Annotated in this window: 26 protein-coding genes; 13 read left to right on the top strand and 13 right to left on the bottom strand. The window is 64.8% G+C overall.

Translation table 11 applies throughout. From position 1 onward, the window contains the following. Window positions 1-9 precede the first annotated feature (9 nt). The gene (locus ACCD07_RS09185) at window positions 10-1,035 is read right to left on the bottom strand and encodes a CDP-6-deoxy-delta-3,4-glucoseen reductase (RefSeq protein ID WP_413447146.1); all 1,026 of its coding nucleotides are present in this window, start codon (window positions 1,033-1,035) and stop codon (window positions 10-12) included. Window positions 1,036-1,047: 12 nt separating this feature from the next. Between ACCD07_RS09185 and ACCD07_RS09180 the strand changes: the two genes are divergently transcribed. Beyond that, complete coding sequence (locus ACCD07_RS09180) at window positions 1,048-1,944, top strand: SDR family oxidoreductase (protein WP_413447145.1); 897 nt, start codon at window positions 1,048-1,050, stop codon at window positions 1,942-1,944. Here the strand turns inward: ACCD07_RS09180 and ACCD07_RS09175 are convergent. After that, on the bottom strand, window positions 1,925-2,176 hold the full coding sequence (locus ACCD07_RS09175; protein WP_176654942.1) for a hypothetical protein: 252 nt from the start codon (window positions 2,174-2,176) through the stop codon (window positions 1,925-1,927). The genes ACCD07_RS09180 and ACCD07_RS09175 overlap by 20 nt on opposite strands. Window positions 2,177-2,348: 172 nt before the next feature. Here ACCD07_RS09175 and ACCD07_RS09170 point away from each other — a divergent pair, with 172 nt between their 5' ends. Both ACCD07_RS09170 and ACCD07_RS09165 read left to right on the top strand, forming a co-directional pair. Then, complete coding sequence (locus tag ACCD07_RS09170; protein ID WP_176654943.1) at window positions 2,349-2,594, top strand: hypothetical protein; 246 nt, start codon at window positions 2,349-2,351, stop codon at window positions 2,592-2,594. 260 nt (window positions 2,595-2,854) lie between these two features. Then, entirely contained in the window at window positions 2,855-3,094 is a 240-nt protein-coding gene (locus ACCD07_RS09165; RefSeq protein WP_008445950.1) for a hypothetical protein, read from the top strand. 90 nt (window positions 3,095-3,184) lie between these two features. Here ACCD07_RS09165 and ACCD07_RS09160 read toward each other — a convergent pair whose 3' ends face one another. The 4 genes from ACCD07_RS09160 to ACCD07_RS09145 all read right to left on the bottom strand — a co-directional run bounded on the left by ACCD07_RS09160 (window position 3,185) and on the right by ACCD07_RS09145 (window position 8,101). Continuing rightward, window positions 3,185-3,391, bottom strand: a complete 207-nt coding sequence (locus ACCD07_RS09160) for a hypothetical protein (protein ID WP_353400467.1) — start codon at window positions 3,389-3,391, stop codon at window positions 3,185-3,187. 110 nt (window positions 3,392-3,501) lie between these two features. Continuing rightward, window positions 3,502-4,137, bottom strand: coding sequence for a hypothetical protein (locus ACCD07_RS09155; RefSeq protein ID WP_176654945.1), 636 nt, complete (start codon window positions 4,135-4,137; stop codon window positions 3,502-3,504). Window positions 4,138-4,296: 159 nt separating this feature from the next. Then, on the bottom strand, window positions 4,297-6,138 hold the full coding sequence (locus ACCD07_RS09150; protein WP_176654946.1) for a CHASE domain-containing protein: 1,842 nt from the start codon (window positions 6,136-6,138) through the stop codon (window positions 4,297-4,299). A gap of 196 nt (window positions 6,139-6,334) precedes the next feature. Then, on the bottom strand, window positions 6,335-8,101 hold the full coding sequence (locus tag ACCD07_RS09145; protein ID WP_176654947.1) for a glutamine--tRNA ligase/YqeY domain fusion protein: 1,767 nt from the start codon (window positions 8,099-8,101) through the stop codon (window positions 6,335-6,337). Between the two features lie 165 nt (window positions 8,102-8,266). Here ACCD07_RS09145 and ACCD07_RS09140 point away from each other — a divergent pair, with 165 nt between their 5' ends. From ACCD07_RS09140 to ACCD07_RS09125, 4 genes are read left to right on the top strand one after another with little or no spacing between them, the layout of a single operon-like run. Beyond that, the gene (locus ACCD07_RS09140) at window positions 8,267-8,560 is read left to right on the top strand and encodes a DnaJ domain-containing protein (protein ID WP_176654948.1); all 294 of its coding nucleotides are present in this window, start codon (window positions 8,267-8,269) and stop codon (window positions 8,558-8,560) included. Between the two features lie 28 nt (window positions 8,561-8,588). Continuing rightward, a complete protein-coding gene (locus ACCD07_RS09135; RefSeq protein WP_176654949.1) occupies window positions 8,589-9,095 on the top strand; it encodes a hypothetical protein in 507 nt (168 codons plus the stop codon). 2 nt (window positions 9,096-9,097) lie between these two features. Continuing rightward, window positions 9,098-9,886, top strand: a complete 789-nt coding sequence (locus tag ACCD07_RS09130) for a hypothetical protein (protein WP_176654950.1) — start codon at window positions 9,098-9,100, stop codon at window positions 9,884-9,886. Between the two features lie 14 nt (window positions 9,887-9,900). After that, entirely contained in the window at window positions 9,901-10,773 is an 873-nt protein-coding gene (locus ACCD07_RS09125) for a hypothetical protein (RefSeq protein ID WP_413447144.1), read from the top strand. Here ACCD07_RS09125 and ACCD07_RS09120 read toward each other — a convergent pair. After that, window positions 10,770-11,663, bottom strand: a complete 894-nt coding sequence (locus ACCD07_RS09120) for a LysR family transcriptional regulator (protein WP_176654952.1) — start codon at window positions 11,661-11,663, stop codon at window positions 10,770-10,772. The genes ACCD07_RS09125 and ACCD07_RS09120 overlap by 4 nt on opposite strands. Before the next feature lie 104 nt (window positions 11,664-11,767). Between ACCD07_RS09120 and ACCD07_RS09115 the strand changes: the two genes are divergently transcribed. After that, the gene (locus ACCD07_RS09115; RefSeq protein ID WP_413447143.1) at window positions 11,768-12,991 is read left to right on the top strand and encodes an MFS transporter; all 1,224 of its coding nucleotides are present in this window, start codon (window positions 11,768-11,770) and stop codon (window positions 12,989-12,991) included. Window positions 12,992-12,995: 4 nt separating this feature from the next. On the opposite strand, the gene ACCD07_RS09110 is transcribed toward ACCD07_RS09115, so the two are convergent. Together ACCD07_RS09110 and ACCD07_RS09105 are read right to left on the bottom strand one after the other, a co-directional pair. Continuing rightward, complete coding sequence (locus tag ACCD07_RS09110) at window positions 12,996-13,577, bottom strand: hypothetical protein (protein WP_353400483.1); 582 nt, start codon at window positions 13,575-13,577, stop codon at window positions 12,996-12,998. A gap of 108 nt (window positions 13,578-13,685) precedes the next feature. After that, entirely contained in the window at window positions 13,686-13,853 is a 168-nt protein-coding gene (locus ACCD07_RS09105; RefSeq protein WP_413447142.1) for a hypothetical protein, read from the bottom strand. 29 nt (window positions 13,854-13,882) lie between these two features. Here ACCD07_RS09105 and ACCD07_RS09100 point away from each other — a divergent pair, with 29 nt between their 5' ends. After that, window positions 13,883-14,644 carry a DUF1223 domain-containing protein gene (locus tag ACCD07_RS09100; protein WP_353400489.1) on the top strand — a complete coding sequence of 254 codons (762 nt, stop codon included), beginning with the start codon at window positions 13,883-13,885 and terminating at the stop codon, window positions 14,642-14,644. Between the two features lie 6 nt (window positions 14,645-14,650). Here ACCD07_RS09100 and ACCD07_RS09095 read toward each other — a convergent pair whose 3' ends face one another. Then, window positions 14,651-17,944, bottom strand: a complete 3,294-nt coding sequence (locus ACCD07_RS09095; protein WP_413447141.1) for an EAL domain-containing protein — start codon at window positions 17,942-17,944, stop codon at window positions 14,651-14,653. 213 nt (window positions 17,945-18,157) lie between these two features. Between ACCD07_RS09095 and ACCD07_RS09090 the strand changes: the two genes are divergently transcribed. Next, window positions 18,158-18,493 carry a hypothetical protein gene (locus ACCD07_RS09090; RefSeq protein ID WP_413447140.1) on the top strand — a complete coding sequence of 112 codons (336 nt, stop codon included), beginning with the start codon at window positions 18,158-18,160 and terminating at the stop codon, window positions 18,491-18,493. An 18-nt stretch (window positions 18,494-18,511) separates the two neighbouring features. On the opposite strand, the gene ACCD07_RS09085 is transcribed toward ACCD07_RS09090, so the two are convergent. Genes ACCD07_RS09085 through ACCD07_RS09075 form a run of 3 tightly spaced genes read right to left on the bottom strand, consistent with a single transcriptional unit; the run spans window position 18,512 to window position 21,325 of the window. Further along, window positions 18,512-19,303 carry a hypothetical protein gene (locus tag ACCD07_RS09085; RefSeq protein ID WP_176654958.1) on the bottom strand — a complete coding sequence of 264 codons (792 nt, stop codon included), beginning with the start codon at window positions 19,301-19,303 and terminating at the stop codon, window positions 18,512-18,514. After that, on the bottom strand, window positions 19,303-20,532 hold the full coding sequence (locus ACCD07_RS09080) for a CaiB/BaiF CoA transferase family protein (protein WP_353400497.1): 1,230 nt from the start codon (window positions 20,530-20,532) through the stop codon (window positions 19,303-19,305). Before ACCD07_RS09080 ends, ACCD07_RS09085 begins: the two co-directional genes overlap by 1 nt. 49 nt (window positions 20,533-20,581) lie before the next feature. After that, window positions 20,582-21,325 (bottom strand): M48 family metalloprotease, encoded by a 744-nt coding sequence (locus tag ACCD07_RS09075; protein ID WP_176654960.1) that lies wholly within the window; start codon window positions 21,323-21,325, stop codon window positions 20,582-20,584. 23 nt (window positions 21,326-21,348) lie between these two features. Between ACCD07_RS09075 and ugpQ the strand changes: the two genes are divergently transcribed. From ugpQ to ACCD07_RS09060, 3 genes are all read left to right on the top strand, one after another. Next, window positions 21,349-22,113, top strand: a complete 765-nt coding sequence (gene ugpQ / locus ACCD07_RS09070; protein ID WP_413447139.1) for a glycerophosphodiester phosphodiesterase — start codon at window positions 21,349-21,351, stop codon at window positions 22,111-22,113. Window positions 22,114-22,180: 67 nt separating this feature from the next. After that, complete coding sequence (gene alaS, locus ACCD07_RS09065; protein WP_413447138.1) at window positions 22,181-24,790, top strand: alanine--tRNA ligase; 2,610 nt, start codon at window positions 22,181-22,183, stop codon at window positions 24,788-24,790. Between the two features lie 204 nt (window positions 24,791-24,994). Next, the gene (locus tag ACCD07_RS09060; protein WP_008445984.1) at window positions 24,995-25,252 is read left to right on the top strand and encodes a sulfurtransferase TusA family protein; all 258 of its coding nucleotides are present in this window, start codon (window positions 24,995-24,997) and stop codon (window positions 25,250-25,252) included. Window positions 25,253-25,382: the final 130 nt, after the last annotated feature.

Raw genomic sequence — 25,382 nt, 5'->3', positions numbered from 1 at the left:
CTTGCTGCTTTATTTGTTGATATCTGCTTCCGTGGTGAAGGCGTCCGCGTAGAACTCGTCTTCCGGCAGGCGGCACTGCGCGACGAAATCGCGCTTGGCCGATTCCACCACGATGGGCGCGCCGCAGGCATACACCTGGTGGCCCGACAGGTCCGGCAGGTCGGCCATGACGGCCGCGTGCACGAAGCCGGTGCGGCCGTTCCAGTTGTCCTCCGGCAGCGCGGCCGAGATCACCGGCACGTACTTGAAGTTCGGCAGGATCGCTTCCCACTGGCGGCACAGGGCGTCCATGTACAGGTCCTGCGGACGGCGGCCGCCCCAGTACAGGGTCATCGGCCGCTGCGAGTCCTGCGCGCGCAGGTGCTCGACGATGGCCTTGATCGGCGCGAAGCCGGTGCCCGAGGCCAGCAGCACCATCGGCTTGTCGCTGTCCTCGCGCACGAAGAAGGTGCCCATCGGGCCTTCGAAGCGCAGGATGTCGCGTTCCTTCATGGTGCCGAACACCTGTTCGGTGAACAGGCCGCCCGGCATGTGGCGGATGTGCAGGCTCAGCGGCTGGTCCTGGTCCGGCGGCGAGGCCAGGCTGTAGCTGCGGCGCTTGCCGTCGCGCAGCATGAATTCGATGTACTGGCCGGCGCGGTATTTCAGCGTTTCGTTGGCGGGCAGCTGCAAGGTCATGATGATGACGTCCGGCGCCACTTTTTCCAGCGTCGCCACGCGCGACGGCATCTTGCGGATCGGATAGTCGTCGCTGCCGGCCACTTCGCGCGCTTCGATCACCAGGTCTTCGTGCGCGATGGCACAGCAGAACAGCGAATAGCCGGCCGCTTCGTCTTCCTTGGTCAGCGCGCGCTCCTGGTGCGGCTTGTGCGTGACCGAACCGGATACCACCTTGCCGCGGCAGGAGCTGCAGGCGCCGTTCTTGCAGCCGTAGGGCAGGCCGACGCCGGCGCGCATGGCCGCCGCCAGGACGGTTTCGTCTTCCTCGCAGCTGAATTGGTGGCCGCTAGGCTGTACAGTAATTTGAAACGTCATACAATCCTTCAAATGAAAAACCACAATATTCGTAAATTCAAGCGGCCGCGCCTGCTGATCGTCGGCTGCGGCGATGTCGGCATGCGGCTGTTGCCGCTGCTGCGCCCGCACTTTCGCGTGTTTGCCACCACCAGCCAGCCATCGCGCTGCGCCGAACTGCGCGCGCTGGGCGCCGTGCCCATCGTGGCCGATCTCGACCAGCCGGCCAGCCTGCGCCGCCTGGCGGGGCTGGCCAGCCATGTGGTCCACCTGGCGCCGCCGCCCGCCGAAGGGCCGCTGGACCGCCGCACGCGTAATTTGTCCGCCATTTTACCTGAGCACGGCCGTCTGGTTTATGTCAGCACCACCGGAGTCTATGGCGATTGCGGCGGACTGTTGTTTGACGAGAGCCGTCCGGTGGCGCCGCGCAACCCGCGCGCGCTGCGCCGGGTGGACGCCGAACAGGTGCTGCGGCGCTGGGCGGTGCGCGCCGGCGCGCAATTGTCCATCCTGCGGGTGCCGGGCATCTACGCCGCCGACCGCCTGCCGCTGAAGCGCCTGCAGGCCGGCACGGCCGCGCTGATCGAGGCGGACGACGTCTACACCAACCACATCCATGCGGACGACCTGGCGGCCATCATCGCCCGCGCGCTGTTCCGCGCCTTGCCCAACCGTATATATCACGCTGTCGACGACAGCGACATGAAGATGGCGGCGTATTTCGATGCGGTGGCCGATGCCTTCCAGCTGCCGCGGCCGCCGCGCCTGCCGCGGGCGGAATTGCAGAAGGTGGTGACGCCGGCGCTGCTGTCGTTCATGTCCGAGTCGCGCCGGCTGGCCAACGGCCGCATCAAGCGCGAGCTGGGCGTGCGGCTGCGCCATTCCACCGTGGCCGACGCCCTGAAGGGCCTTACTTCTTCTTCGCGCTGAGGCGCTGCTGCTGTTTCTTTTGGGTCTGGACCTTGTTCTGCTTGGCCTCGTACAGGGCGGTGGCGTCCAGCTTGGCCTGGGCCGGCGTGCGCATCTCCTCGACGTCGTCATGCTTGACGAAATAATCGGCGGCCTGGGCGTCGACCACCAGCTTGATCGCGGCGGCGTCGTCGAGATTGTAGATCTCGTGCAGGAGTGTTGTTACTTCATCAAGGAATTCTTCGTAAGTCATAGGCTTTAAGGGGCGCGATGTAAAAACAGGTAAAGGGGAGGGCGGAAGTTACAGTAATGCAAGCTCTGTGTCAGCTTTTTGTGACAAACTGGTAACAGGTTCGCTTGATTCAAATCAAGCAAGTCGTCACATGATACGATATTGTTAGTAATCTTATGAAGGAGCCACGCGGATGCCAGCCACTTTCCATCCTACCAAGGAACAGGTTCGGGCCTACATGCACCAGCGTGAATGCGACCGCCGCCCACCGCCGATGCCGGAAGAAATCCGCCGGCAACTAGGCTGGCATGGCCATAACGGCAATATTGATTTTCCCTCCACTTCCTCACTCCTCCTCCCCGGCACCATCGCGCAACTGGCCACCTTGCTGGCCGTCGAATGGTGCTTCCTCGCCGCCGGCATCAGCCGTTCCAACTAGTCTTTACCGGAATTTATACCTTTTCTTACAACAAAAAACTTCCTATCACAAGAAATAGGGGTAAAATCTATCTAAATCTCACATAAATGTGTGATGAGTTAGCCGTTCGTTAACGTAAGCGTGTATTATCTCGGTTAAGCACTAAAAACCGGCATAAATGTCTGTGTTTTGTAGTGCTTCATTGGTAAATGAGCTAAAAATTTTTCTTACCCATGTGTCGTTTTTTTCCAAAAAACGGCCGGAACCTACTTAAAAACATTATGTCTATCAAAGAAATCACCGCATCGCCGACCTACAACCCGAATCGCGTGTTGGACGCCATCATCGAGAAGCTGCAACTGAAGAACGATGCCGCCCTGTCGCGCGCCCTGGAAGTGGCTCCGCCAGTCATCAGCAAGATCCGCCACAACACGCTGCCTATCGGCGCGACCATCCTGATCCGCATGCATGAGATCAGCGATTTCAGCATTCGCGAACTGCGCGAACTGATGGCGGCCTGATGAAGCCCTCGGCTGCATAAAGAAAAACGGCGCGTACCTTGCGGTAACGCGCCGTTGTTTTATGCGGCTGTGTTGGTGGCGATGCTTCGGTCAGGCCGAGGTGCTGATCGTGGTGCCGATACGCTGGCCGCTGGTGTTGACCGTGGGCGCCGCGGCAACTTGCGGTGGTGCGGGCGGCGCTGGCGGGGCAGCGCGCTCGACCGGCTTGTCCGCCACCGTCTTGACCGGCTCAGGCTGGCGGGCGGGCGGCGTCGCCTGGACGGCGGCGGTGCTGGAGGCTACTGAATTGACAGCCATGATGAACTCCCATCGTCTGTAAATATCCCCTGAGTATGCCACTTTTCTGAGCATGCCGCGAGCGCGCTTCGCCTGCCTGTGGCGCGGACGCCGTAGTGCTGCGAACGGTGTCAGGCTGCGGGCGCCAGGCGCGGGCGGTCGGTGTAGAGGCCGGCCAGGCGCGCCTTGTCGATGGCCGCGCCCGCTTGTGCCGCACCCGTTACCGACTGGGCCAGCTGGCCCGGCGAAGCAGAGTAGGCGAACTTGACCGGCGACGCCGAGTAGGCGAACTTGGCCGGCGAGGCCGAATACGCGGTTTTCATGGCGGCCTGGGCCGGCGATGCCGAATATGCGGTGGCGCCTGGCGAGGCCGAGTAGGCCGTCTGCAGGCCGGCGGTGTGGCGCAGGTAATCCTCGCCGAACGTCGCCTCGTACAATTCCTTCATGCGCAGGCCCATGCTTTCATGCGCCGCCAGGTCGTCCTCGCCGCGCAGGCCGATATACGGGAAGTGGTGCAGGAACTGGCCGAACACGGCGTCGCAGTCGGCCGCGTATTTCATCGTGTCGAGGATGTGGTAGTGCCAGAAGGTGTCGACATCGACCAGCGGCGCCGCCTGTTCCGCCGGGAACATCTTCATCAGGAACAGAAAGCGGCGGTATTCGAATTCAATGGCATTGGCGCGTTCCAGCGACCAGCCTTCGCCGGATTCCTTGTGCATCAGCTTGACTTTGATTGGTTCGAGGTCCAGAGCATCGATAGCATTCATGGAGACTTCCTTTGAGTGGATGAAGCGGGTTGAAAAAAGCAGAGTACGCTTGATTTTTGCCCAGCCGAGGAAGCGCTTCCTTGATTTTTCTCAATGTTTGTCAGGAAATTCCTACCCGCTGTGCCAGATTAATCTGACGGCGACCGGATGACCGACGTCTCAGTTTGTCGCGTCGGCCGCCAGGCGGGCCGTGTCGTTGATGTCGTCGATCGAGGGCGGCGCCACGTAGTCGACCGGCACCGAGATGGTGACCGTGGTGCCGCCGTTCGGCGTGGCGGTGATGGCGCAGTGGCCGCCGAGCAGGCTGATGCGCTCTTCGATGCCGACCAGTCCGAACGAGCCGACCTTGTTGCGGTTGCTGTCGCGCATGCCGACGCCGTTGTCGCTGATGGTCATGGTGAGCATGCCGCTGGTGTGGCGCAGTTCCACCCGCACCAGGCTGGCGCGCGCGTGCTGGATGATGTTGCTCAGCGATTCCTGCAGCACGCGGAAGAAGGCGGTGGCGCAGCGGTCGTCGATGCTGATGTCGCTCTGGTGTTCGATCAGCTCGCAGACCATGCCGGAGCGCTGGCGGAACTGGGCGATCTGCCATTCCACGGCCGCGCTCAGGCCCAGGTCCAGCACCGTCGGCCGCAGGTCGTTGATGATGTGGCGCACGCTCTTGATGGTGCTGTCGATCTGGCTCAGCGTGCTGCGCGCGCGCGCATGCAGGCGCGGGTGGCCCTGCCGCGTGCGGCTGGCCAGCATGTCGGCCTCGATCCGCAGCACCAGCAGGTTCTGGCCCAGGTCGTCGTGGATTTCGCGCGCGATGCGCTTGCGCTCCTGCTCCTTGATCTGGTCGGCATGGGCGGCCAGCCGGCGCAGCTTGAGGTGCGACTGCTGCAGCTTGGCCTGGCTGTCGCGCAGCTCCTTGGTCATCGCCTTGGCCATCTTGATGGCGCGCAGCCGCGACGACGACAAGGTGTGGAACAGCAGGTAGAACAGCAGCGAGCCGACAAAGCCGCACAGCATGGCCAGCCACGGCAGGAAGGCGTCGAAGTTGCTGTACCAGACCGACTTGGGCGAGCTGAAATGCGCGGTCCACTGGCGGCCGTTGAAGTCGAGCGGCAGCCTGATGGTGAACTGGTCGGCCGGACGCGCTGCGCGGTGCACCAGGCCCTGGTTGTCGTACAGCAGCGTGATCGGCGTCTTTTCATTGCCGCTGATGCCGCCGTCGTCGTACAGCATCAGGTGGACATCCTGCACCTGCATCTGCTCCAGCGCAGCCTGCACCAGGCGCGGCACGCTGAAGCCGATGCCGACCGAACCGGTGTAGGCGGCGCGGCGCTGGGCGACGTCGTACAGCGGCATGTCCTTGCGGTAGATCGGCAGGCGCAGCGCCAGCGCCCAGCCCTGGGCGTCCTTGGTGTTCTCGATCGGCATGCCGGAGGTGATCAGCGCGCCGGTGTCGCGCGCCTCGGCGATGGCGCGCGCCGCGCGCTCGCGGGCGGCGATGTCGATGCCGATGCGGTCGCGGAACGGCGCCACCGGTTCGATCATCGTCAGCACCGAGTAGGCGGGGCGGCGTCCGGGCGGCCTGATGGAGAAATCCGGATAGCCCAGCGCCAGGCCGTCGCCGCTGTGGGCGGCGCTGCGCTCGAAGGCGTCGCGCTCGGCGTCGGTGACGTAGCGGGTGTAGTTGATGTTGTTGAGCGCCGGGAACTGGCGTGCCAGGTTCAGGCCGCCGACATAGCGGTGGAAGGAGGCGCGGTCGACGCCGTCGCTGGCGTCGAAGAAACTGGCGGTGGCGCGCAACACGTCGGTGTAGGCGTTGATGCGCGAGGTGATGTTGTACTGCGCGTTGCGCGACTGGTACAGGAAACGTTCCTCGGCGTCATGCTCGATGGTGCGGTAGACGCCGACGTAAAACAGTGCGCCGATGCCGAGCGACAGCATGACGCCGGCCCACCAGACCGGCTTGGTCGGCGAGAACAGCTGTTTTTGAGCGAGGAAGGTTGCCATATTAGGTGCCTGAAGCAACTCCTGAAACCGGGGGATGAAGGCCGAATATAGGAAACTTTACCGATGCGAGTCAAGTAAATTTGTGTTTTTGGCATCCGCCTGAATATTTTGATATCGAATTCCCCGGGAGGAAAAAACCGGCGCCTCCGTTGCGGGGGGGCGCCGGCCCGAGGTAGTCTTATTACCCGAATCGCTTTTACTTGGCGACCCAGCTGTCCTTCAGGGTCACGATGCGGTTGAACACCGGCTTGCCCGGCGTCGAATCGACGCGGTCGGCGACGAAGTAGCCATGGCGCTCGAACTGGAAGCGCTGGTCCGGCTGCGCCGCGCTCATGCCCGGCTCCAGGAAGGCGGTGACCACTTCCTTGGCGTTCGGGTTCAGCAGCGAGATGAAGTCCTTGCCGCCGGCGTCAGGCTGGGCGTCGGTGAACAAACGGTCGTACAGGCGCACCTCGGCTTGCAGCGCGGTGGCGGCGGAAACCCAGTGGATGTTGCCCTTGACCTTGTAGTTGTCCGAGCCCGGCGTGCCCGATTTCGAGTCCGGGAAGTAGTTGACGTGCACCGCCACCACCTTGCCGTCCGCGTCCTTGTCGTAGCCGGTGCATTCGGTCACGTAGCCGTGGCGCAGGCGCACGCGGCTGCCCGGCTTGTCGTCGATCGGCGGGTAGTAGCGGAAATAGCCCTTGCTCGGCACTTCCATGAAGTCCTCTTCCTCGATCCACAGCTCGCGCGTGATGGGGAAGGTGCGCACGCCCATTTCCGGATGGTGCGGATGGACCGGCGACGTGCATTCCTCGCTCAGGCCTTCAGGGTAGTTGTCGATGATCAGCTTGAGCGGGCGCAGCACGGCGGTGGCGCGCGGCGCCTTCGGATCGAGGTCTTCGCGCAGGCAGCCTTCGAGCGTGCTCATGTCGATCCAGCCGTCGGACTTGGTCACGCCGATGCGCTCGCAGAACAGCTGGATCGCTTCCGGCGTGTAGCCGCGGCGGCGCAGGCCGACGATGGTGGGCATGCGCGGGTCGTCCCAGCCGTCGACGATTTTCTCGTCGACCAGCTGGCGCAGCTTGCGCTTGCTGGTGATCACGTAGGTCAGGTTCAGGCGCGAGAATTCGTACTGGCGCGGCACCGGCAGCTTGAAGAAGCCGCCCGCCGACAGCGTTTCCAGCAGCCAGTCGTAGAACGGGCGGTGGTCCTGGAATTCCAGCGTGCAGATCGAGTGGGTGATGTTTTCCAGCGCGTCCGAGATCGGGTGCGTGTAGTCGTACATCGGGTAGATGCACCAGGCGTCGCCGGTGCGCACGTGGTGGGCGTGGCGGATGCGGTAGATGGCCGGGTCGCGCATGTTCATGTTCGGCGACGACATCGCGTCCTCGCTGATTTTCGCGCGCAGGATGTGCTCGCCGTCGGCGTATTTGCCGGCCTTCATGTCGCGGAAGATCTGCAGCGATTCGGCGGCCGGACGGTCGCGGAACGGCGAGTTCTTGCCCGGCGTGTTGAAATTGCCGCGGTTGGCCGCCATATCGTCCGCCGACTGGCTGTCGACGTAGGCGTAGCCTTTTTCGATCAGGTATTCGGCCATCGCGTACAGCTGGTCGAAGTAGTCGGACGCGTAGTGCAGGTGGTGCTCGACGCCGCCGTCGGCGGTTGGATAGTCGTAGTCGAAGCCCAGCCACTTGACGCTGTCGATGATGGTGTCGACGTATTCCTGCTCTTCCTTGGCCGGGTTGGTGTCGTCGAAGCGCAGGTTGCAGCGGCCCTGGTAGTCGCGCGCCAGGCCGAAGTTCAGGCAGATCGATTTGGCGTGGCCCACGTGCAGGTAGCCGTTCGGCTCGGGCGGGAAGCGGGTGATCACGCTCGGCATGCCCTCGCGGACGTGGGTGCCGGCCGCCAGGTCGGATTCGACGATGGCGCGCAGGAAGTTGGAGGTCAGGACGGGCGCTGGGCTGTTTTTGTCGTTGCTCATCTGAAAAGTTGGCTTTGCAAAAGTTCGAGTGAAGGGCATTTTACCGTATCCCTCCTGCTGGCTGAGGGGAAATGCTGCATTGCGGCGGCCCGCGGGCGGTTTGGACCTGCCGCACAGGTATAATTCGTCTTTAATTGTTCGGCATCACGGCCCGGAGTTTCCAAAATGGAAAATTACTACAACACACTGGGTATTGCGCCTAACGCCACCGACGACGAAATCAAGAAGGTCTATCGCTCGCTGGCGATGCGTTTCCACCCGGACCGCAATCAGGCGCCCGGCGCGGAGGCGCGCTTCAAGAGCATCACCAAGGCCTACGAAATCCTGTCCGACCCGGTCAAGCGCGAGGAATACAACCAGAGCGTGAACCACCGCATCATCATCGATGCGGAAGCGGAAGCGTACCAGTTGTGGCGTTCGGTGTTCAACCTGCATGGCACCGTGCTGCCACCGGCCTGAGCCGGCCTCACTAACAAGAAAGCAAGCAATGTCTAGAAAAGTACACCCCGAGTTCGCCTATCAATCGCGCGAGCTGGAAGGCCAGATCGAGGGCATCCTGGGCGATCCGCCGGACCGCAAGAACTACCAGCGCATGATCGACGCGCTGGTGTCCGAATACGCCAGCGGCGGCGGCATCGAGGACGTCAACATGCTGGCGTTCGCGCTGGTCGACCACCTCGAGTTCAACAACCCGAAAGGCCTGCTGGCCGAGGCCGAGGACTACGAGTTCGGCGACGCCGCGCGCGTGTTCGCGATGGCCTCGTGCAAGGGCGAGGAGGCGGCGCGCATGTACGCCGCGCTGGAAGACAATCTGCCGGACCTGGCGCGCCAGGCCATCATCACGGCGTTCCTGTACAAGAATCCGCGCAAGTGGGACGACGACGACCAGTCGCTGGAACAACTGTCGGCCAACGACGACGGCGACGATGTCGACGACGACGACCACCAGGCCACCGACGACTTCGCCCAAATGTTCGACCAGGATGGAGAGTAATCATGTCCGACGAAACTACAAAGTCCAGTAATCTGCCGGCGCTGAGCAAGCAAGTGACGGAACTGGTGCTGGCCGGTTCGCTGAGCCATGCCGAGCAAGCCTTCGCCGAAGCGGCCGACCAGTTCGGCGACCTGGCGGTGGTGGAAGTGCTCAACAACATTCCGCCGCAAGTGACGGCGCTGCACATGGCCGGCTTCGACGGCGGCAAGATGTCGCTGGCGACCCTGCTGGTGCCGCCCAAGGCCTGGGCCGACAGCCTGGCGTTCTTCGCCGCCACCTGGCCGGACGACCAGATCGAGGACGATCCGGAGCGCATCGCCGAATCGCTGTTCGCGCACATCCACGGCGTGGTGTTTTCCACCGACGACGAGGATCGCCGCGTCGAGTTGCTGCAGGCCGCCTCGGCGACCGACCACGGCGCGACCGCGTTCGCCATCCTGTTCTCGATGGCGCCTAAGGAAATCCTGGAAGTGGCCGGCGAGATCATCTCGAAAGGCCCGTACCTGACCGGCCAGACCTCGTCCGACAACGACGTGGTTCCGCTGGCGATCGCGCTGGCGCAGGCGTCGGAAGACGGCTGGGACCGCGCGCTGTTCGAGCTGTTCCCCGAGTTCCGCCACAGCGCCGACCTGGCCGACGCCGAGTTCAGCGACGACCCGGACGAGGAGCCGACCTTCCTGCAGCGCTCCACCAAGGAATTGCTGTACCGCTTGCGCAAGCAGGTACCGTCCACGCGCAGCGCCGCCAAGCCTGGTTCGCGCCGCAGCCTGGGCACCGGCATTTTCTCGTGATGGAATACTGATACATGCTGCCAGCAATCGTTGTAGAAAATTTGCCGCGCCTGACCCGCGCGATCCAGCAACTGGCGACCCATCCGGACGACGACGCGGCCTACGCGCTGGCCGATGAGCTGACCGGCATCACCGCCATGGTGGCCGAGAAGTTCACCAACGACCGCACCGCCGACGGCATCCAGAAGGCGCTGCAGCTGACGGTGGGCGGCGTGTCGCTGGGCCTGGACCACGCGCTGCTGCACGAGGGCGACCTCGCGGCGCTGGACTTCCTGGTCGAGCACGGCGCCGAGCACGCGTTCCAGATCGGCTTCCGCCTGATCAAGGAGCTGTCGGCGCTGCCGGAGGATGCGCTGGTCGGCGAGTACGATACCGATCCGGTGTACTCGGCGCGCCGGCTGCGCGACCTGTTCATCGACCTGTGCCAGACCGATCCGAACCAGAACTGGAACGGCATGGAGCGCTACGAGATCTTGCTCAAACAGCGCAAGGAAGTGCAGGCCGTGGTGCGGCTGGCCGGCTGGCTGCGCCGTCACAACAGCGAAGGCCCGGTCAGCGATTCCGACCTGAACGCGGAAGGCGTGATCGCGCTGGCCATCATCTTCGCCATCGAGGGCGGCGGCCGCATCGTCGCGCGCACCGGGCAGAAGGAGTTCGAGCGCTTCGTCAAGGCGGTGCGCAAGGCCAAGCCGGACTACGAGGAGGGCTGGGCGGCGCTGGTGGCCAAGGTGCCGGTGCAGCATCACCCGGTGCTGCTGGAGCGCATCGACAGCTACCGCAAGAGCTGCACGGTGATCCAGAACATCAAGGGCCGCACGGCGATGAAAACGCTGTTCGCGGAACTGGAAAACTACGCCGGTTCCGAGCTGGACGCGGACTACTCCTAGGCTTCGGCAGCCTCGCGCGCCACGGCCACGAAGGCCGCCACCAGCGGGGCCGCTTCTTCTTTTCTTTGCGCCAGCAGCAGCGTGGTGTTGGCCTCCGGGTCCGCCAGCGGGCGGTAGCACACGCCGCCCATCCGGATGATGTCGAAGGAACTCGGCAGCACCGAAATCCCGCAGCCGGCCGCCACCAGGCCGATGATGGTCGACGCTTCGCCCGCTTCCATCGCCACCGTCGGCATGAAGCCGGCCGCGCGGCACAGCCGGAAAATCTGCGGGTAGATGCCGGTGCCGGCCGTCTTCGGATACATGACGAACGGTTGTCCCTCGAGGTCGCTGATGGCGACCGCCTGCTGCTTCGCCAGCGGATGCTCCAGCGGCAGCACCAGCACCAGCGGGTCGTGCCGCAGCACCGTCATGCCGACCGAATCGGGCACCGCCGCTTCCGGCGGCCGCACCAGTCCCAGGTCCAGCTCGCGGTTGGCGATGGCGTCGATCTGGCGCAGCGTCGACATTTCATGCAGGGTCAGCGTCACGCCAGGATAGCGCTGGCGGTAGCGGTTGACCACGGTGGCGAACAGCGGCGTCAGCGGGGTGGAGAAGGTGAAGCCCACGCGCAGTTCGCCGGCCTCGCCGCGCTCGGCCCGGCGCGCCGTCTGCACCGCCTGTTCGGACAGCGACAGCACGCGGCGGGCGTCGTCGAGGAACAGTTTGCCCGCTTCCGTCAGCCGCACCCAGCGCTTGCTGCGTTCGAGAAGCTGAGCGCCCACTTCGGCTTCCAGCTGCTGGATCTGGTGGCTCAGCGGCGGCTGGCCGATGTGCAGGCGCTCGGCGGCGCGGGTAAAGCTGAGCTCCTCGGCGACGGCGACAAAGTAGCGCAGGTGGCGCAATTCCATGGTTGTTATCTTTTTAAAGTATGAGTAACGGCTTAAATATATATTGGACAGTCGTTATGTGCAATCCTATGATGAGGTCATCGTACCTCTGACCGGATCATTCCATGTCCCTAGCTTCCGCCATGCCGGCGCCCCGCATTGCCGTCGGCAGTCCCGAGTTCAAGCGCAGCAACCGGGCGCTGTTCTTCGGCGGCTTTTCCGCCTTCGCGCTGCTGTATTGCGTGCAGCCGCTGATGCCCTTGCTGTCGCACGAGTTCGCGCTGAGCGCGGCGCAGAGCAGCATGGTGCTGTCGGTATCGACCGCCGCGCTGGCGGTGTCGCTGGTGGCGTCGAGCGCGCTGTCGGAGCGGCTGGGCCGCAAGCCGCTGATGGTGGCGGCCATGGCCATCTCGGCGCTGCTGACGATGCTGTGCGCGTTCGCCCACAGCTATCCGCAATTGCTGTTGATGCGCGCGGCGCTGGGCGTGGCGTTGGGCGGCATGCCGGCCATCGCCATGGCCTACCTGGGCGAGGAGATCGAGCCGACCTCGCTGGGGTTGTCGATGGGGTTGTACATCAGCGGCAGCGCGTTCGGCGGCATGGCGGGGCGAGTGATTACTTCGGTGCTGAGCGACCATTTCTCGTGGCGCCTGGCGCTGGCGGCGGTCGGCGTGGCCGGCGTGCTGGCGGCGTGGGAGTTCTGGCGTTCGTTGCCGGCGTCGCGCCATTTCGTGCCGGTCAGCGGCGGCTGGCGCTCGCTGCCGGCCGGCTTCAGGCTGCATTTGTCCGATCCCGGCCTGCCGTGGCTGTTCGCGCTGGCCTTCCTGCTGATGGGGGCGTTTGTCAGCCTGTACAACTACATCGCCTACCGGCTGCTGGGCGCGCCGTTCGGCTTGAGCCAGAGCCTGGTCGGGGCCGTGTCCTTCCTGTATTTGCTGGGCATCTACAGCTCGGTGTGGGCCGGGCGGCTGGCGGACCGCTACGGCCGCCGCCACGTGCTGTGGGTGGTGATGACCATCATGCTGGGCGGGCTGCTGCTGACCTTGTCAAACTGGCTGCCGCTGATCGTCGCCGGCGTCGCCATGTTCACCTACGGCTTCTTCGCCACGCACTCGGTGGCCAGCAGCTGGGTGGGGCGGCGCGCGACCACCAACAAGTCGCTGGCCTCGGCGCTGTACCTGTTCTTCTACTACCTCGGTTCCAGCGTGGTCGGCTCGGCCACCGGCGTCATGTGGGGCCGCGACGGCTGGCCGGGCGTGGTGATGGTGCTGGGCGCGGCGCTGGCGCTGGCAATGCTGGTGGCGCTGCGCCTGCGCCGCCTGGCGCCGCTGGGTGCGGCGGAGCGGTAACCGGTCAGCACAGGTAGTACTTTTTCTTCCCTTCGTCGATGCTGATGCAGTAGCTGCCTACGCCCGTGGTGATGCGGTAGATGCGCGCGCGGGCATCGGGCGACGTCAGTTCGGTGATGCGGGCAGCCTGGAACCATTTCGGGCCGACCGCGTCATGCGCGGCACTGATGCCGCGTTCCAGCATGGCCTGTTTGCTGTCCGGTGTTGGCGACGACGGGCGCGCGGGGAAGGTGGCGCGCAAATCCTTGTCGATTTTTCCCAAGTCCAGCTTGGCTTGCCTCAGGATGTCTACAGCTGTCGCCGGCCCTTGCGCTGCCGTGGCGGGCAGGGCGAACGGATCGTCTGGCGGCTGCGTTGCCGGCGTTGGGTTGTCGACGGTGACCGGTTGCTGGATCGATGGCGCGCGGGATTGCGACGGCATTGCGGTAACAGGCGGACGGCCGGCATGGGGCCGGATCGCAGGTCGCGACTTATCCAGCGGCCTGGGCGGCGTTGTCATCGGCAGCAGCCACTGGATCTCCGGGCCCGTTGTGCGCGGCACATCGGCCGCTTGCTGGCGCTGGATGAACGCATAGAGTATCGCCATGTGCAGCAGCGCAGTGGCGAGCAGTCCGGGAAGGTGGTGTTGTCGTCGCAAGGTCATGCCGGAAGAATAACTTGTAATTCAGGCAGTTATCAACTTTGTCACAGGTTATTACAATGCCAGCAGCAATCCCTTCCAGCGGGCGTCGTGCTCGCCACCCAATGTTGGCACTGCGTGGACCACGGCATAGTCGGCCAGCGCGCTGTCGTCGAGCAGAGGAGGCTCAATTGCCGTCAATATCGCGCCACCTTGTAAGGTTGCGGCTGGCGGCGCGACCAAGCTGCATCGCTTACCGTCTGGAGCCACCCGTGAAACACCTGATCCTGAGCCTGACCGCGGCCGCCGCGCTGAACATTCCGCCGGCGCTGGCCGCCGCCAGTTGTACGCTGCACAGTCCCGCCTACCGCATCGCCTTGCTGGAGTTGTACACGTCCGAGGGCTGCAGCAGTTGCCCGCCGGCCGACCAGTACGTCAGCGGCTTGCGCGGCGACGGCATCACGGCGCAGCAGGCGGTGCTGCTGTCCGAGCATGTCGATTACTGGAACTACATCGGCTGGAAAGATCCGTTTTCCAGCAAGACCTTCACCGACCGCCAGCGCTGGCTGAGCGACCTGGCCGGCTCCCGCACCATCTACACGCCGGAGATCTTCGTCGGCGGCAAGGAGCAGCGCGGCTGGCCGCGCGGCGTGGCCGACGCGGTCAGGCGCGTCAACGGGCTGGCGGCGCAGGCCGACATCAGCATCACGCTGGGCGCGGCCGGCGCCGGCGGCCTGCCGGTGGAAGTGAAGGCCGGTTCGGCGCGGGAAGGCAAGCTGTTCATCGCGCTGGTCGAGAACGGCGTTGCCAGCCAGGTCAGGGCGGGCGAAAACAGCGGCCGCTTGCTGCGGCATGATTTTGTCGTGCGCGAGTGGCTGGCGCCGGTGCCGCTGGCGGGCGGCGCGGCGTCGTTCAGGCAGGTGCTGGCGCTGCCGGCCGGCGCGGCGGCGGGCAGGCTGGGCGTCAGCGCCTTCGTGCAGACGCCGCAGGGCGAAGTGCTGCAGGCGCTGGCGTTGCCGGTGTGCGGCGGCTAGTGGGCTTCAGGAACGGGTTTCGAGGCCGGCGGCGGGCTGTTCCCGCTGTTCCATGCTGTTGTGGATCAGGCGGTGATATTGGAACGCTTCGCGGATGCTTTCTCGCAGCGTCTGGTCGTCCCACGGCTTGGTGTAGAAGCGGTAGATCTCGCCGCGGTTGATGGCGTTCAGCACCGTCTCCAGCTCGGTGTAGCCGGACAAGATGATGCGTATCGTGCCTGGATACAGCTTCTTGACGCGGCTGAGGAATTCGGTGCCGTTCATGCCCGGCATGCGCTGGTCGCTCATGACCACCTGCACCTGGTGCAGCGCCAGCAAGTTGAACGCCTCTTCGGCCGTGTTGGCGCGCAGCACGCGGTAACCGTCGAGCCGGAACACCCGGGTCAGCGCGGCCAGGATGCTGGGCTCGTCGTCCAGCAGCAGCAGGGTTTGCTGCTGGCGCGGCTCCTCGTTGTTCGGCAGCGCCAGGCTGCGTTCCTGCCGCAGCAGGTCGGCGAACGCGTCCGGCGCCAGCGGCCGGCTGAAATAATAGCCCTGTATCTCGTCGCACAGATAGCGCCGCAGATAGGCCAGCTGCGGCTCGGTCTCGACCCCTTCGGCGATGACCTTGAAGCCGAGGCTGTGGCCGAGCGCGATGACGGAGCGCACGATGGCCGCCACCTTCGGCTCGGTCAGCATTTCGCGCACGAAGGACTGGTCGATCTTCAGGTAGTCGATGGGGAACAGCTTGAGGTAGGCCAGGCTGGAATAGCCGGTGCCGAAATCGTCGATCGACAGCGCGATGTCGAGCCGCTTGAGTTGCGACACCACGGACACCGCCGCGCCGACGTTGTCCATCATCAGGCTCTCGGTCAACTCCAGCTCCAGATATTGCGCATCGAGGCCGCTGTCGGTCAGCGCGGCCTGGATCTCGCTGGCCAGCGCCGGATCGCGGAACTGGCGCGCCGACAGGTTGACCGCCACCCGCAGCGGCGTCAGCCCCGCAGCCTGCCAGGCCATGTTCTGCGCGCAGGCGGTGCGCAGCACCCAGCGGCCGATGGCGACGATCAAGCCGGTCTCCTCGGCCACCGGGATGAAGCGCGCCGGCGACACCATGCCCAGCGTCGGATGGCGCCAGCGCACCAGCGCCTCCATGCCGATCACCGCGCCGCTGCGCAGGTCGACCTTGGGCTGGTATTCCAGGCTCAGCTCGTTGCGTGGCAACGCGTGCCGCAGCTCCGCCTCGATCAGCGTGCGCTCGGCGATGCGGATGTGCATGGCCGGCTCGTAGAACTGGACCTGGTTGCGGCCGCCCTCCTTGGCGCGGTACATGGCGATGTCCGCATGCTTGAGCAGCTGCTGCGCCTCGGTGCCGTCGACCGGATAGACGCTGACGCCGATGCTGCAGGTGACCGTAAACACTTGCTTGCCCAGCGCGATAGGCGCGGCCACGGCCTCCAGCACGCGCTGCAGCAGCGCGGCGATGGCGGTGGCATCGGCATCGGGCAGCAGCAGCAGGAATTCGTCGCCGCCCAGCCGCGCCACGGTGTCGCTGTCGCGAATGCAGGTGCGCAGGCGCGTGGCGACGCTGCACAGCAGCTCGTCGCCGGACAGGTGGCCCATGCTGTCGTTGACCAGCTTGAAATTGTCGAGGTCGATGAACACCACGCCCAGGCCGTGGCCGTAGCGCTGGGCGTAGCTGATAGCCTGGGCCATGCGGTCGCCGAACAGCGCGCGGTTGGGCAGGCCGGTCAGCGCGTCATGGCTGGCCTGGTGCTCCAGCTGGGCCTGGTAATCGATGGTTTCGGTCATGTCGGTCAGCACGCAGACGTGATGGTCGATCTCGCCGCCGGTTGCCTGCACCGGCGCCACGTGCAGCTGGGTCCACAGCGCGGCGCCGTCGCGGTGGCTGGTGCGCAGCAGCAGCGTCACTTCCTGGCGCGAGCGCATGGCCGAGTGCAGCGCGTCGCGCTCGTCCTGCCGGCCCTGGCCGAACAGCATGTCCAGGCTGCGGCCCAGCACGCTCTCGCAAGGGTAGCCGAACAGGCGCGCGAAGGCGGGGTTGGCGTAGTCGATCAGGTCGCCGGTCGGACCGTTGACGGTGATGACGATGGCGTTGACGCTGGCGTCGAGCGCGCGGCCGCGCAGCTGCAGCGTCAGCTCGGCCTGCTTGCGTTCGCTGATGTCCTCGATCGTGCCCAGCACGCCGATGGTGTTGCCGAGGCGGTCGTGAAACGGCAGCTTGTTGATCAGGTACCAGTGCACGCTGCCGTCGGTCAGCGTCATGTGGTCCTGCAGGTTCAGCTGGGGCCGGCCGGTGGCGATGATGGCGCGGTCGTCGGCGCGGATGGCCTCGGCGTTGTGCGCCCACGGGAAGTCCTCGTCGCGCTTGCCGACCACGTCGCCGGTGCTGGACAGACCGGCGAAGCGGGCAAACACGGCGTTGCAGCCGTGGTAGGCGCCGTCGAGCCCCTTCCAGAAGATCTGGTGCGGGATGTGGTTGATGACCAGCTGCTTGAGTTCGCGCGAGGCGTGCAACTCCGCCTCCATGCGCAGCTGCTCGGTGATGTCGTGCGCCACCACGAAGCGGGCCAGATGGCCGGCGACGGTCACCGAGTGGGAGGAGATTTCCACATCGATCAGGCTGCCGTCGCGGCGCCGATGGATCCAGCTGCCGGCCCGTTCCGTGCCCTTGGCGGGGGCGGCGGCCAGGTTGCGCTCGAGGCGCTCGATCTGCTCCGGTGGACGGATGTCCTTGATCGTCATCTGCAGGAATTCCGCCTCCGTATAGCCGTAGTGGGTGACGGCGGCGGCGTTCACCACCAGGAAGCGCAACGTTTCCAAATCGTACACCCACATCGGCTGCGGATGCTCTTCGAACAGATGTTTGAAGCGCAGCTTGGATTCGAATACGTCGTAGTCGTTCAGCGGGTAGGCCAGGCACAGCAGGGACGCTTGCTGGCCGCTGGTGGCTGCGCGCCATTCCAATGTTTGCGTCACCATGTGGCCGAGGCCGTCGACGTCCAGCAGTTCCAGCTCGCCGCGCCAGTAGCCGCGCGCGCGCACGGCGGGCAGCGCTTCGCCGCGCAGCATCGCCAGCGCCCATGTCGTATACAACGTGGCGACGGCAGCGCCGGCCTGGGTCGGCCCCAGGGTCGCGATGGAATAACGGTTGACGGCCAGCAGCTGCTCGTTTTCGTCCATGACAAAGGCGAAGTAGGGGCTGTCGGCGAAAAAATGTTCGAAGTCCGCGTGGCAATCCAACGCTTCCAGTTGGCGCCCGGGGTCGCGACCATGAGGGGGATATTCTTGCTGATCCATATCCATTCGGCTGGGCGGAAACGATGTGGATCAATACTAACAGAACACAAGATGCGATGGCCACACGACTAGCTTGCGCGCAACAAGTGATGGAGTTTGATCACGGTCTGATCTGTGTCAAACAGGCGGGCGGGGGCTTGAAACTGCGGAAGGAGCGGATGGTCGAATCTGCACTGGCACGCCTGTGCCCGATCCATCGAGGAGGAGTTCATCATGCTGCAAGCGAACGACATCGAGCACCGTTTCCATCTGGTTCAGCAAGCGATAGGGCAGGCCGCGCAAGCCTGTTCCGGCGAGCCCAACCTGCCCAGCGAACTGCGCGACAGCATCCAGCGCCTGGACCGGCATTCCGACACCGCGCAGGAGGTGGTGTTTTCCAGGGACGAGCTGCGGCTGCACAAGCTGGTCCGGGAAATGGACCGGCTGGCAGAGCGGGCCAGGCAGGTATGCCTCAACATTCCGCGACTGTCGCCGCAGCTGCGCGGCGCGGTGAGCTATATGCACAGCCAGATCATGGAGCTGAAGCGGGATATGCGCATCAGCCCGTAACGGACGGGGGCCGGCCGCTTACTTCGGCATGACGTGCCTGAACGTCGGCTCGATGTTCTTCGAGTGCAGGTGCTGGATGATGTCTTCCAGCGTGGCGTCCTTCAGCAGCAGGCCGCTTGGGGCGGCGTGCGGTGCCGCCGCCGGCTCGGCCGGCTTGTGCGGGCGCTCCTTGCCGTGCGGCGGGTGCATGGTGCTGATGGCGTGCGTGAACTGCTTGTCCGTCATGCCTTGCAGGCCTTCCAGGAACGCCGCCTGCGCGGCGTACGGCGGCATCATTTCCAATCCGGATTCGTCGGCGAACGAGGCGCCCATGCCGGGATTGATGAACGCCGCCCAGTTGCCGCTGGCCATGTGCAGGCACGGCGGCAGCTCGGCGGTGGTGCTGGTCACGGTGTCGGGACGCAGGCCGATCTCTTCGTTCGGTATGTCGGGGAAATAGGTCTTGCGCAGCAGGTGCAGAAACTGCTGCGCCTGATTGAGCGGCACCGGCGTCGCCAGCGACATCCACAGCGAGTAGCCGCCGGCGCCGCTGATGCTGACGGCCGGCGCGGGCAGGCCGAGCTGGTCCTGCAGCGCGTTGGCCACGCCGCACAGGCGGTCCCAATGCTGCAGCGCCGGCGCGTCGCCCATGCGGTTGAAATCGACGATCAGCGCGCGCACCAGGCCGTTGTCCGAGACCAGGTTGAGCGACGTGGTTTTCTCGCCGCTCAAGTGCTGCTCCAGCATCCGCGCCGTCAGTTCGCCGGCGGGGAAGCACTCCTGGTCGTCGAGCAGGTACAGCCGTTTTAATTCGGCGATCAGCTTTTCCATTACAGCACTCCCTGCTCGCGCAGCGCGGCGATGTCGTCGTCGCTTTGGCCCAGCAGGTTGCGCAGGACCTCGTCGGTGTGCTGGCCCAGCAGCGGCGGCGCGAGCGCGTTGTCGGCCGGCGTGGCCGACATCTTCATCGGGCTGCGCACCAGCTTCATGCTGCCGGCCGTCGGATGCGGCACCTCCATCACCAGCTCGCGCGCCAGCACTTGCGGATTCTTGTAGACGTCGTCGAGGTTGTTGATCGGGCCGCAGGGCACGCCGACTTCCTCCAGCTTGCCGATCCAGAAATCGCGCGGCTGCGCCAGCACCATGGCCGCCAGCAGCGGCACCAGCTCGTCGCGGTTCTGCACGCGCAGCGGATTGGTGGCGTAGCGCTCGTGCAAGGCCAGGTCGGCGCGGCCGCCCACCTCGACAAACTTCTGATACTGGCCGTCGTTGCCGGTGGCGACGATGATGTAGCCGTCGGCGCACTGGAAGGTCTGGTACGGCACGATGTTCGGGTGCGCATTGCCCCAGCGCTTGGGCGGCTTGCCGCTGTTGAGGTAGTTGCTGCCCATATTGGCCAGCATCGCCACCTGCACGTCCAGCAAGGCCATGTCGATGTACTGGCCTTCGCCGCTGCGGTCGCGGTGCGTCAGCGCGGCCAGGATGGCGATGGTGGCGTACATGCCGGTCATCAGGTCGGTCAGCGCCACGCCGGCCTTTTGCGGGCCGCCGCCGGGCAGGTCGTCGCGCTCGCCGGTGACCGACATCAGGCCGCCCATGCCCTGGATCAGGAAGTCGTAGCCGGCGCGGTGCGCGTACGGGCCGTCCTGGCCGAAACCGGTCACCGAGCAGTAGACCAGGTCGGGTTTGATGGCTTTCAGCGATTCATAGTCCAGGCCGTAGCGTTTGAGCTGGCCGACCTTGAAGTTTTCCAGCACCACGTCGCAGTGGCTGGCCAATTCGCGTATCAGCGCCTGGCCGTCGGCGCTGGCGATGTCGATCGTGACCGAGCGCTTGCCGCGGTTGGCGGCCAGGTAGTAGGCGGCCTCGGTGGTGTTGTTGCCGGCGGCGTCCTTGGCGTACGGCGGGCCCCAGGCGCGGGTGTCGTCGCCGCTGCCGGGACGTTCGATCTTGATGACGTCGGCGCCGAGGTCGGCCAGATTCTGCGAGCACCACGGTCCGGCCAGCACGCGGCTCAGGTCGAGGACGCGGATATGGCCTAGCGCTTTTGGAGCTGTCATGATGTGTGTAACCTTTTGAGTAATGCTATCAGGCCGCTAGTGTAGTGGCTCAGTCGGGCGCTTGCACATAATTTTTTTGCAATGTGCCGGCCAGTTCGCGCGCGGCCTGCCAGCGCTGCAGCGGCGACGGATAGTCCGGCTTGCTGCGCCGCGGACGGTCGCTGGCGCGCGCCACCTTCTTGAAATAGGTCGCCAGCCGCGCCGCCGGCCAGCCCGCGCGCCATGCCAGCAGCAGGCCTTCGCGGTCGGCTTCCTGTTCCTGACTGTAATTGGTGGCGGCCAGCAGGTCGATCAGGTCGGTGTCGTGGTCGACCGCGTGTTCCAGTTCCAGGTAGGGCCGCTGCGCCCAGCGCGGGTCGAGCAGCAGCGCCTGCTGGTATTCCTTCAGGTTGTGACGCAGGGCGGCGTGCTCGATTTCATGGGCCAGCAGCATGGCCAGTTCGGCGTCGCTCAGCTCCAGCCGGCCGACGTAGTCGGCGCTGACCAGGATCTTGCCGCCGGCCATGCAGTCGGCGTTCTGCTCCGGGTCACCGGTGGTATGGATTTCCCAGGCCCAGTGCGCGGTGTCCGGGTAGTCGCGGCCGGCCTGGGCGATCAGCGGCAGGGCGATGTTGCGCACGCGCTCGCTGAAGCGCGGGTCGGCGTCCAGCGTCAGTTTGTCGAGCCGGCCGGCGTACAGGATGGCGGCGCGGGAGACCACCAGTTCCTGGGTCAGCGCTTCGGCACCGGCGAGAGCTGACCACAACAGCAGCACGGCTGGCGCCATTCGTGATAGTGTTGATATGATTGTCATAACAACCTTTCCGAGGCAAAGCCATGTGGCCCTACCCAAAAATTGTTGCACACCGCGGCGGCGGGACGCTGGCGCCGGAAAACACGGTGGCCGGACTGCGCGCCGGGCTGGCCTATGGCTTCCGCGCCGTCGAGTTCGACGTGATGCTGTCGCGCGACGGCATCGGCATGGTGATGCACGACCCCGACTTCGGCCGCACAGTGGCGGGGCGGGGCAGCGTGCCGGGCACCGACGCCGTCGAGCTGGCCGCGATGGACGCCGGCAGCTGGTTCGGCCCGCAATTCCGTGATGAACCGGTACCATTCTTCACCCAATTCATCGATTATTGCAAGGCGCAACGCATCTGGATGAACGTGGAAATCAAGCCGGCCGACGGTTTCGAGCGCGAAACCGGCGCCTGGGTTGCAAAAGTGACACGCGACAGCTATGCCGCCGAACTCGCCGCCGGCAGTGCGGTCTCCAACCCCGCCGCCATCCCGCTGCTGTCGTCATTCAGCTTCGACGCGCTGGCGGCCGCCCGCGACGCCGCGCCCGAGCTGCCGCGCGGCTATCTGCTGGACAAGATCCCCGCCGGCTGGCAGGAGCAGGCGCGCGCACTGGGCGCCGTGGCCATCCACACCAACCAGAAGTACCTGACGCGCGAGCTGGCGGCGCAGGTCAAGGCGGCCGGCTACGGCCTGTTTTGCTATACCGTCAACGATCCGCAGCGGGGCCGGGAGATCCTGTCCTGGGGCGTGGACGGGTTCTGCACCGACCGCATCGATTTGATCGGCCCCACCTTCGCCTGAGACCCTGCCTGCGGCGTGGTCATATATAATCAACCCTTTGCATTTGCCAGCTACCTCTGCTTACGACATGAAATCATCTGAAATCCGCGACAAATTCCTCAAGTTTTTTGAATCCAAGGGTCATTCGATTGTCCGTTCCAGCTCCCTGGTACCTGGCAACGACCCGACCCTGCTGCTGACCAACAGCGGCATGGTGCAATTCAAGGACGTGTTCACCGGTACCGACAGCCGTCCGTACACCCGCGCCACCTCCGTGCAGCGCTGCGTGCGCGCCGGCGGCAAGCACAACGACCTGGAAAACGTCGGCTACACCGCGCGCCACCACACCTTCTTCGAAATGCTGGGCAACTTCAGCTTCGGCGACTACTTCAAGCGCGACGCCATCAACTACGCCTGGGAACTGCTGACCAAGGTCTACGCGCTGCCGGTCGACAAGCTGACCGTCACCGTCTACCAGGAAGACGACGAGGCCTACGACATCTGGGCCAATGAGATCGGCGTGCCAAAAGAGCGCATCATCCGCATCGGCGACAACAAGGGCGCGCGCTACGCGTCGGACAACTTCTGGCAGATGGCCGACACCGGCCCATGCGGTCCGTGCACCGAGATCTTCTACGACCACGGCGCCGACATTCCTGGCGGCCCGCCAGGCTCGCCGGACGAAGACGGTGACCGCTTCATCGAAATCTGGAACCTGGTGTTCATGCAGTTCAATCGCGACGAAGCGGGCGTGATGCACAAGCTGCCGAAGCCGTGCGTCGACACCGGCATGGGCATGGAGCGCCTGGCCGCCGTGCTGCAGCACGTGCACTCGAACTACGAGATCGACCTGTTCCAGCACCTGATCAAGGCCGCCGCGCGCGAAACCGGCGCCACCGACCTGGAAAACAAATCGCTGCGCGTGATCGCCGACCACATCCGCGCCGCCGCGTTCATGATCGTCGACGGCGTGATTCCCGGCAGCGAAGGCCGTGCCTACGTGCTGCGCCGCATCATCCGCCGCGCGCTGCGCCACGGCCACAAGCTGGGCCAGACCAAGCCGTTCTTCTACAAGCTGGTGGCCGACCTGGCGATCGAGATGGGCGCCGCCTATCCGGAGCTGGAAGAAGCCAAGGACCGCGTGGCCCAGATGCTCAAGGCCGAGGAAGAGCGCTTCGGCGAGACGCTGGAAACCGGCATGAAAGTGCTGGAGGCGCAGCTGGCCAAGGACGGCAAGGGCATCGACGGCGCCACCGCCTTCACCTTGTACGAGACCTACGGCTTCCCGCCGGACCTGACGGCCGACATCTGCCGCGAGCGCAATATCGAGTTCGACCAGGCCGGCTACGACGCCGCGCTGAAGGAAAGCCAGGAACTGTCGCGCAAGGGCGGCAAGACCACCAAGGACAGCAAGGTCGAGTACTCGGGCGAGAAAAACAAATTCGTCGGCTATGACAACCTGACGCACAGCAGCAAGGTCGTCGCGCTGTACGCGGCCGGCACGCCGGTGCAGGAACTGAAGGCTGGCCAGGCCGGCATCGTGGTGCTCGACACCACGCCGTTCTACGCGGAATCCGGCGGCCAGGTGGGCGACCAGGGCGTCATCAGCTCGGGCGCGGCGCAGTTCAGCGTCAGCGACACGCTGAAGATCCAGGCCGACGTGTTCGGCCACCACGGCGTGCTGGAGTCGGGCGCGCTGAAAGTGGGCGATGCGGTCAGCGCCAACGTCGATCAAGCCAAGCGCGCGCGCACCATCCGCAACCACTCGGCCACCCACCTGATGCACAAGGCCCTGCGCGAAGTGCTGGGTTCGCACGTGGCGCAGAAAGGCTCGCTGGTCGATCCGGACAAGACCCGCTTCGACTTCAGCCACAACGCGCCGCTGACGGCCGAGCAGATCGCCGAAGTGGAAACCAAGGTCAACAAGGAGATCCTGGAAAACCACGCGACCAAGGCGCAGCACATGTCCTTCGACGACGCGGTCAAGCACGGCGCGATGGCGCTGTTCGGCGAGAAGTACGGCGACGAAGTGCGCGTGCTGGATATCGGCACCTCGAAAGAGCTGTGCGGCGGCGTGCACGTGCAGCGCACCGGCGACATCGGCCTGTTCAAGATCATCGCTGAAGGCGGCGTGGCCGCCGGCATCCGCCGCGTCGAAGCCGTCACCGGCGAAGGCGCGCTGGCGCTGGTGCAATCGATGAACCGCCGCCTGCTGGAAGCGTCGGCCGCGCTGAAGTCGAATCCCGAGGAACTGACCGCGCGTATCGGCCAGGTGCAGGACCACGTCAAGGCGCTGGAAAAGGAACTGGCCGCGCTGAAATCGAAACTGGCTTCGGGCCAGGGCGACGAGCTGGTCGCGCAAGCGGTCGACGTCAACGGCATCAAGGTGCTGGCGGCCACGCTGGACGGCGCCGACGTGGCCCGCCTGCGCGAGACCATGGACAAGCTGAAGGACAAGCTGAAGACCGCCGCGATCGTGCTGGCCAGCGTTGCCGACGGCAAGGTGAGCCTGATCGCCGGCGTGACGGCGGACGCCACGTCCAAGGTCAAGGCGGGCGAGCTGGTGAACTTCGTTGCACAACAAGTGGGCGGAAAAGGTGGCGGACGCCCTGATATGGCGCAGGCCGGCGGCACCGATCCGAGCGGCCTGCCGGCGGCTCTGGCGGGTGTTGCCGCATGGGTGGGCGAGCGCGCCTAAGTTGCTCAGAAGCCAGTAAAAAGCCCGTAAATAAGCGGCCCGCGTGTCAAGCGCGGGCCGTTGTCGTCTGGGGATTCCTGTTGTATACTCGTCAGCTCGCGTTGCAAACTTGCAACGCGCAATGAACTATTTTGGTGCAGCGCGTCATGCGGCCCGTTTTGGAGTAGTATGACGACAGTCCTAAACAAAACGAGCGGGTTCTTGATGAGCGACACGATACTTGAAAACGAAATCATGGAATTCCATAAGGAACTCGATGCGCGCGGTTTGAACTGTCCGCTGCCGATCCTGAAGGCCAAGAAAGCCTTGTCTGAGTTGCAGAGCGGCGAAGTGCTGCGGATTATGGCGACCGACCCGGGTTCCGTGCGGGATTTCCAGGCTTTCGCCAAGCAAACCGGCAATGCGCTGTTGTCGCATGTCCAGACTGGCCGCGAATTTGTCTTTTTGATGCAGCGCAAATAAGCGCCGCGTCTTCCCTTAGCTACTTTTTCTACAGAAATATCGTCTAAAGCATTTATTTTTTAGACGATTTCTACTAGCTAAAAAACGCACGATCGTGCTTAAATTTCTTGTGCAGGCTGGATTTCTCATA

This window comes from Duganella sp. Dugasp56 (assembly GCF_047304105.1).
Classification (GTDB): domain Bacteria; phylum Pseudomonadota; class Gammaproteobacteria; order Burkholderiales; family Burkholderiaceae_D; genus Rugamonas; species Rugamonas hordei.
Note: the sequence above shows the minus strand (reverse complement) of the source record. Positions and strands in the feature narration are given on the sequence as shown.

Coding starts and splice junctions, on each gene's coding strand:
- ACCD07_RS09125 (WP_413447144.1), top strand. CDS start 9,901: ATGCTGCCAGCAATCGTTGTAGAAAATTTGCCGCGCCTGACCCGCGCG.
- ACCD07_RS09155 (WP_176654945.1), bottom strand. CDS start 4,137: ATGAATGCTATCGATGCTCTGGACCTCGAACCAATCAAAGTCAAGCTG.
- ACCD07_RS09185 (WP_413447146.1), bottom strand. CDS start 1,035: ATGACGTTTCAAATTACTGTACAGCCTAGCGGCCACCAATTCAGCTGC.
- ACCD07_RS09145 (WP_176654947.1), bottom strand. CDS start 8,101: ATGAGCAACGACAAAAACAGCCCAGCGCCCGTCCTGACCTCCAACTTC.
- ACCD07_RS09140 (WP_176654948.1), top strand. CDS start 8,267: ATGGAAAATTACTACAACACACTGGGTATTGCGCCTAACGCCACCGAC.
- ACCD07_RS09110 (WP_353400483.1), bottom strand. CDS start 13,577: ATGGCGATACTCTATGCGTTCATCCAGCGCCAGCAAGCGGCCGATGTG.
- ACCD07_RS09090 (WP_413447140.1), top strand. CDS start 18,158: ATGCTGCAAGCGAACGACATCGAGCACCGTTTCCATCTGGTTCAGCAA.
- ACCD07_RS09075 (WP_176654960.1), bottom strand. CDS start 21,325: ATGACAATCATATCAACACTATCACGAATGGCGCCAGCCGTGCTGCTG.
- ACCD07_RS09170 (WP_176654943.1), top strand. CDS start 2,349: ATGCCAGCCACTTTCCATCCTACCAAGGAACAGGTTCGGGCCTACATG.
- ACCD07_RS09085 (WP_176654958.1), bottom strand. CDS start 19,303: ATGGAAAAGCTGATCGCCGAATTAAAACGGCTGTACCTGCTCGACGAC.
- ACCD07_RS09115 (WP_413447143.1), top strand. CDS start 11,768: ATGTCCCTAGCTTCCGCCATGCCGGCGCCCCGCATTGCCGTCGGCAGT.
- ugpQ (WP_413447139.1), top strand. CDS start 21,349: ATGTGGCCCTACCCAAAAATTGTTGCACACCGCGGCGGCGGGACGCTG.
- ACCD07_RS09120 (WP_176654952.1), bottom strand. CDS start 11,663: ATGGAATTGCGCCACCTGCGCTACTTTGTCGCCGTCGCCGAGGAGCTC.
- ACCD07_RS09165 (WP_008445950.1), top strand. CDS start 2,855: ATGTCTATCAAAGAAATCACCGCATCGCCGACCTACAACCCGAATCGC.
- ACCD07_RS09160 (WP_353400467.1), bottom strand. CDS start 3,391: ATGGCTGTCAATTCAGTAGCCTCCAGCACCGCCGCCGTCCAGGCGACG.
- ACCD07_RS09150 (WP_176654946.1), bottom strand. CDS start 6,138: ATGGCAACCTTCCTCGCTCAAAAACAGCTGTTCTCGCCGACCAAGCCG.
- ACCD07_RS09080 (WP_353400497.1), bottom strand. CDS start 20,532: ATGACAGCTCCAAAAGCGCTAGGCCATATCCGCGTCCTCGACCTGAGC.
- ACCD07_RS09175 (WP_176654942.1), bottom strand. CDS start 2,176: ATGACTTACGAAGAATTCCTTGATGAAGTAACAACACTCCTGCACGAG.
- ACCD07_RS09135 (WP_176654949.1), top strand. CDS start 8,589: ATGTCTAGAAAAGTACACCCCGAGTTCGCCTATCAATCGCGCGAGCTG.
- ACCD07_RS09130 (WP_176654950.1), top strand. CDS start 9,098: ATGTCCGACGAAACTACAAAGTCCAGTAATCTGCCGGCGCTGAGCAAG.
- ACCD07_RS09060 (WP_008445984.1), top strand. CDS start 24,995: ATGAGCGACACGATACTTGAAAACGAAATCATGGAATTCCATAAGGAA.
- alaS (WP_413447138.1), top strand. CDS start 22,181: ATGAAATCATCTGAAATCCGCGACAAATTCCTCAAGTTTTTTGAATCC.
- ACCD07_RS09095 (WP_413447141.1), bottom strand. CDS start 17,944: ATGGATCAGCAAGAATATCCCCCTCATGGTCGCGACCCCGGGCGCCAA.
- ACCD07_RS09180 (WP_413447145.1), top strand. CDS start 1,048: ATGAAAAACCACAATATTCGTAAATTCAAGCGGCCGCGCCTGCTGATC.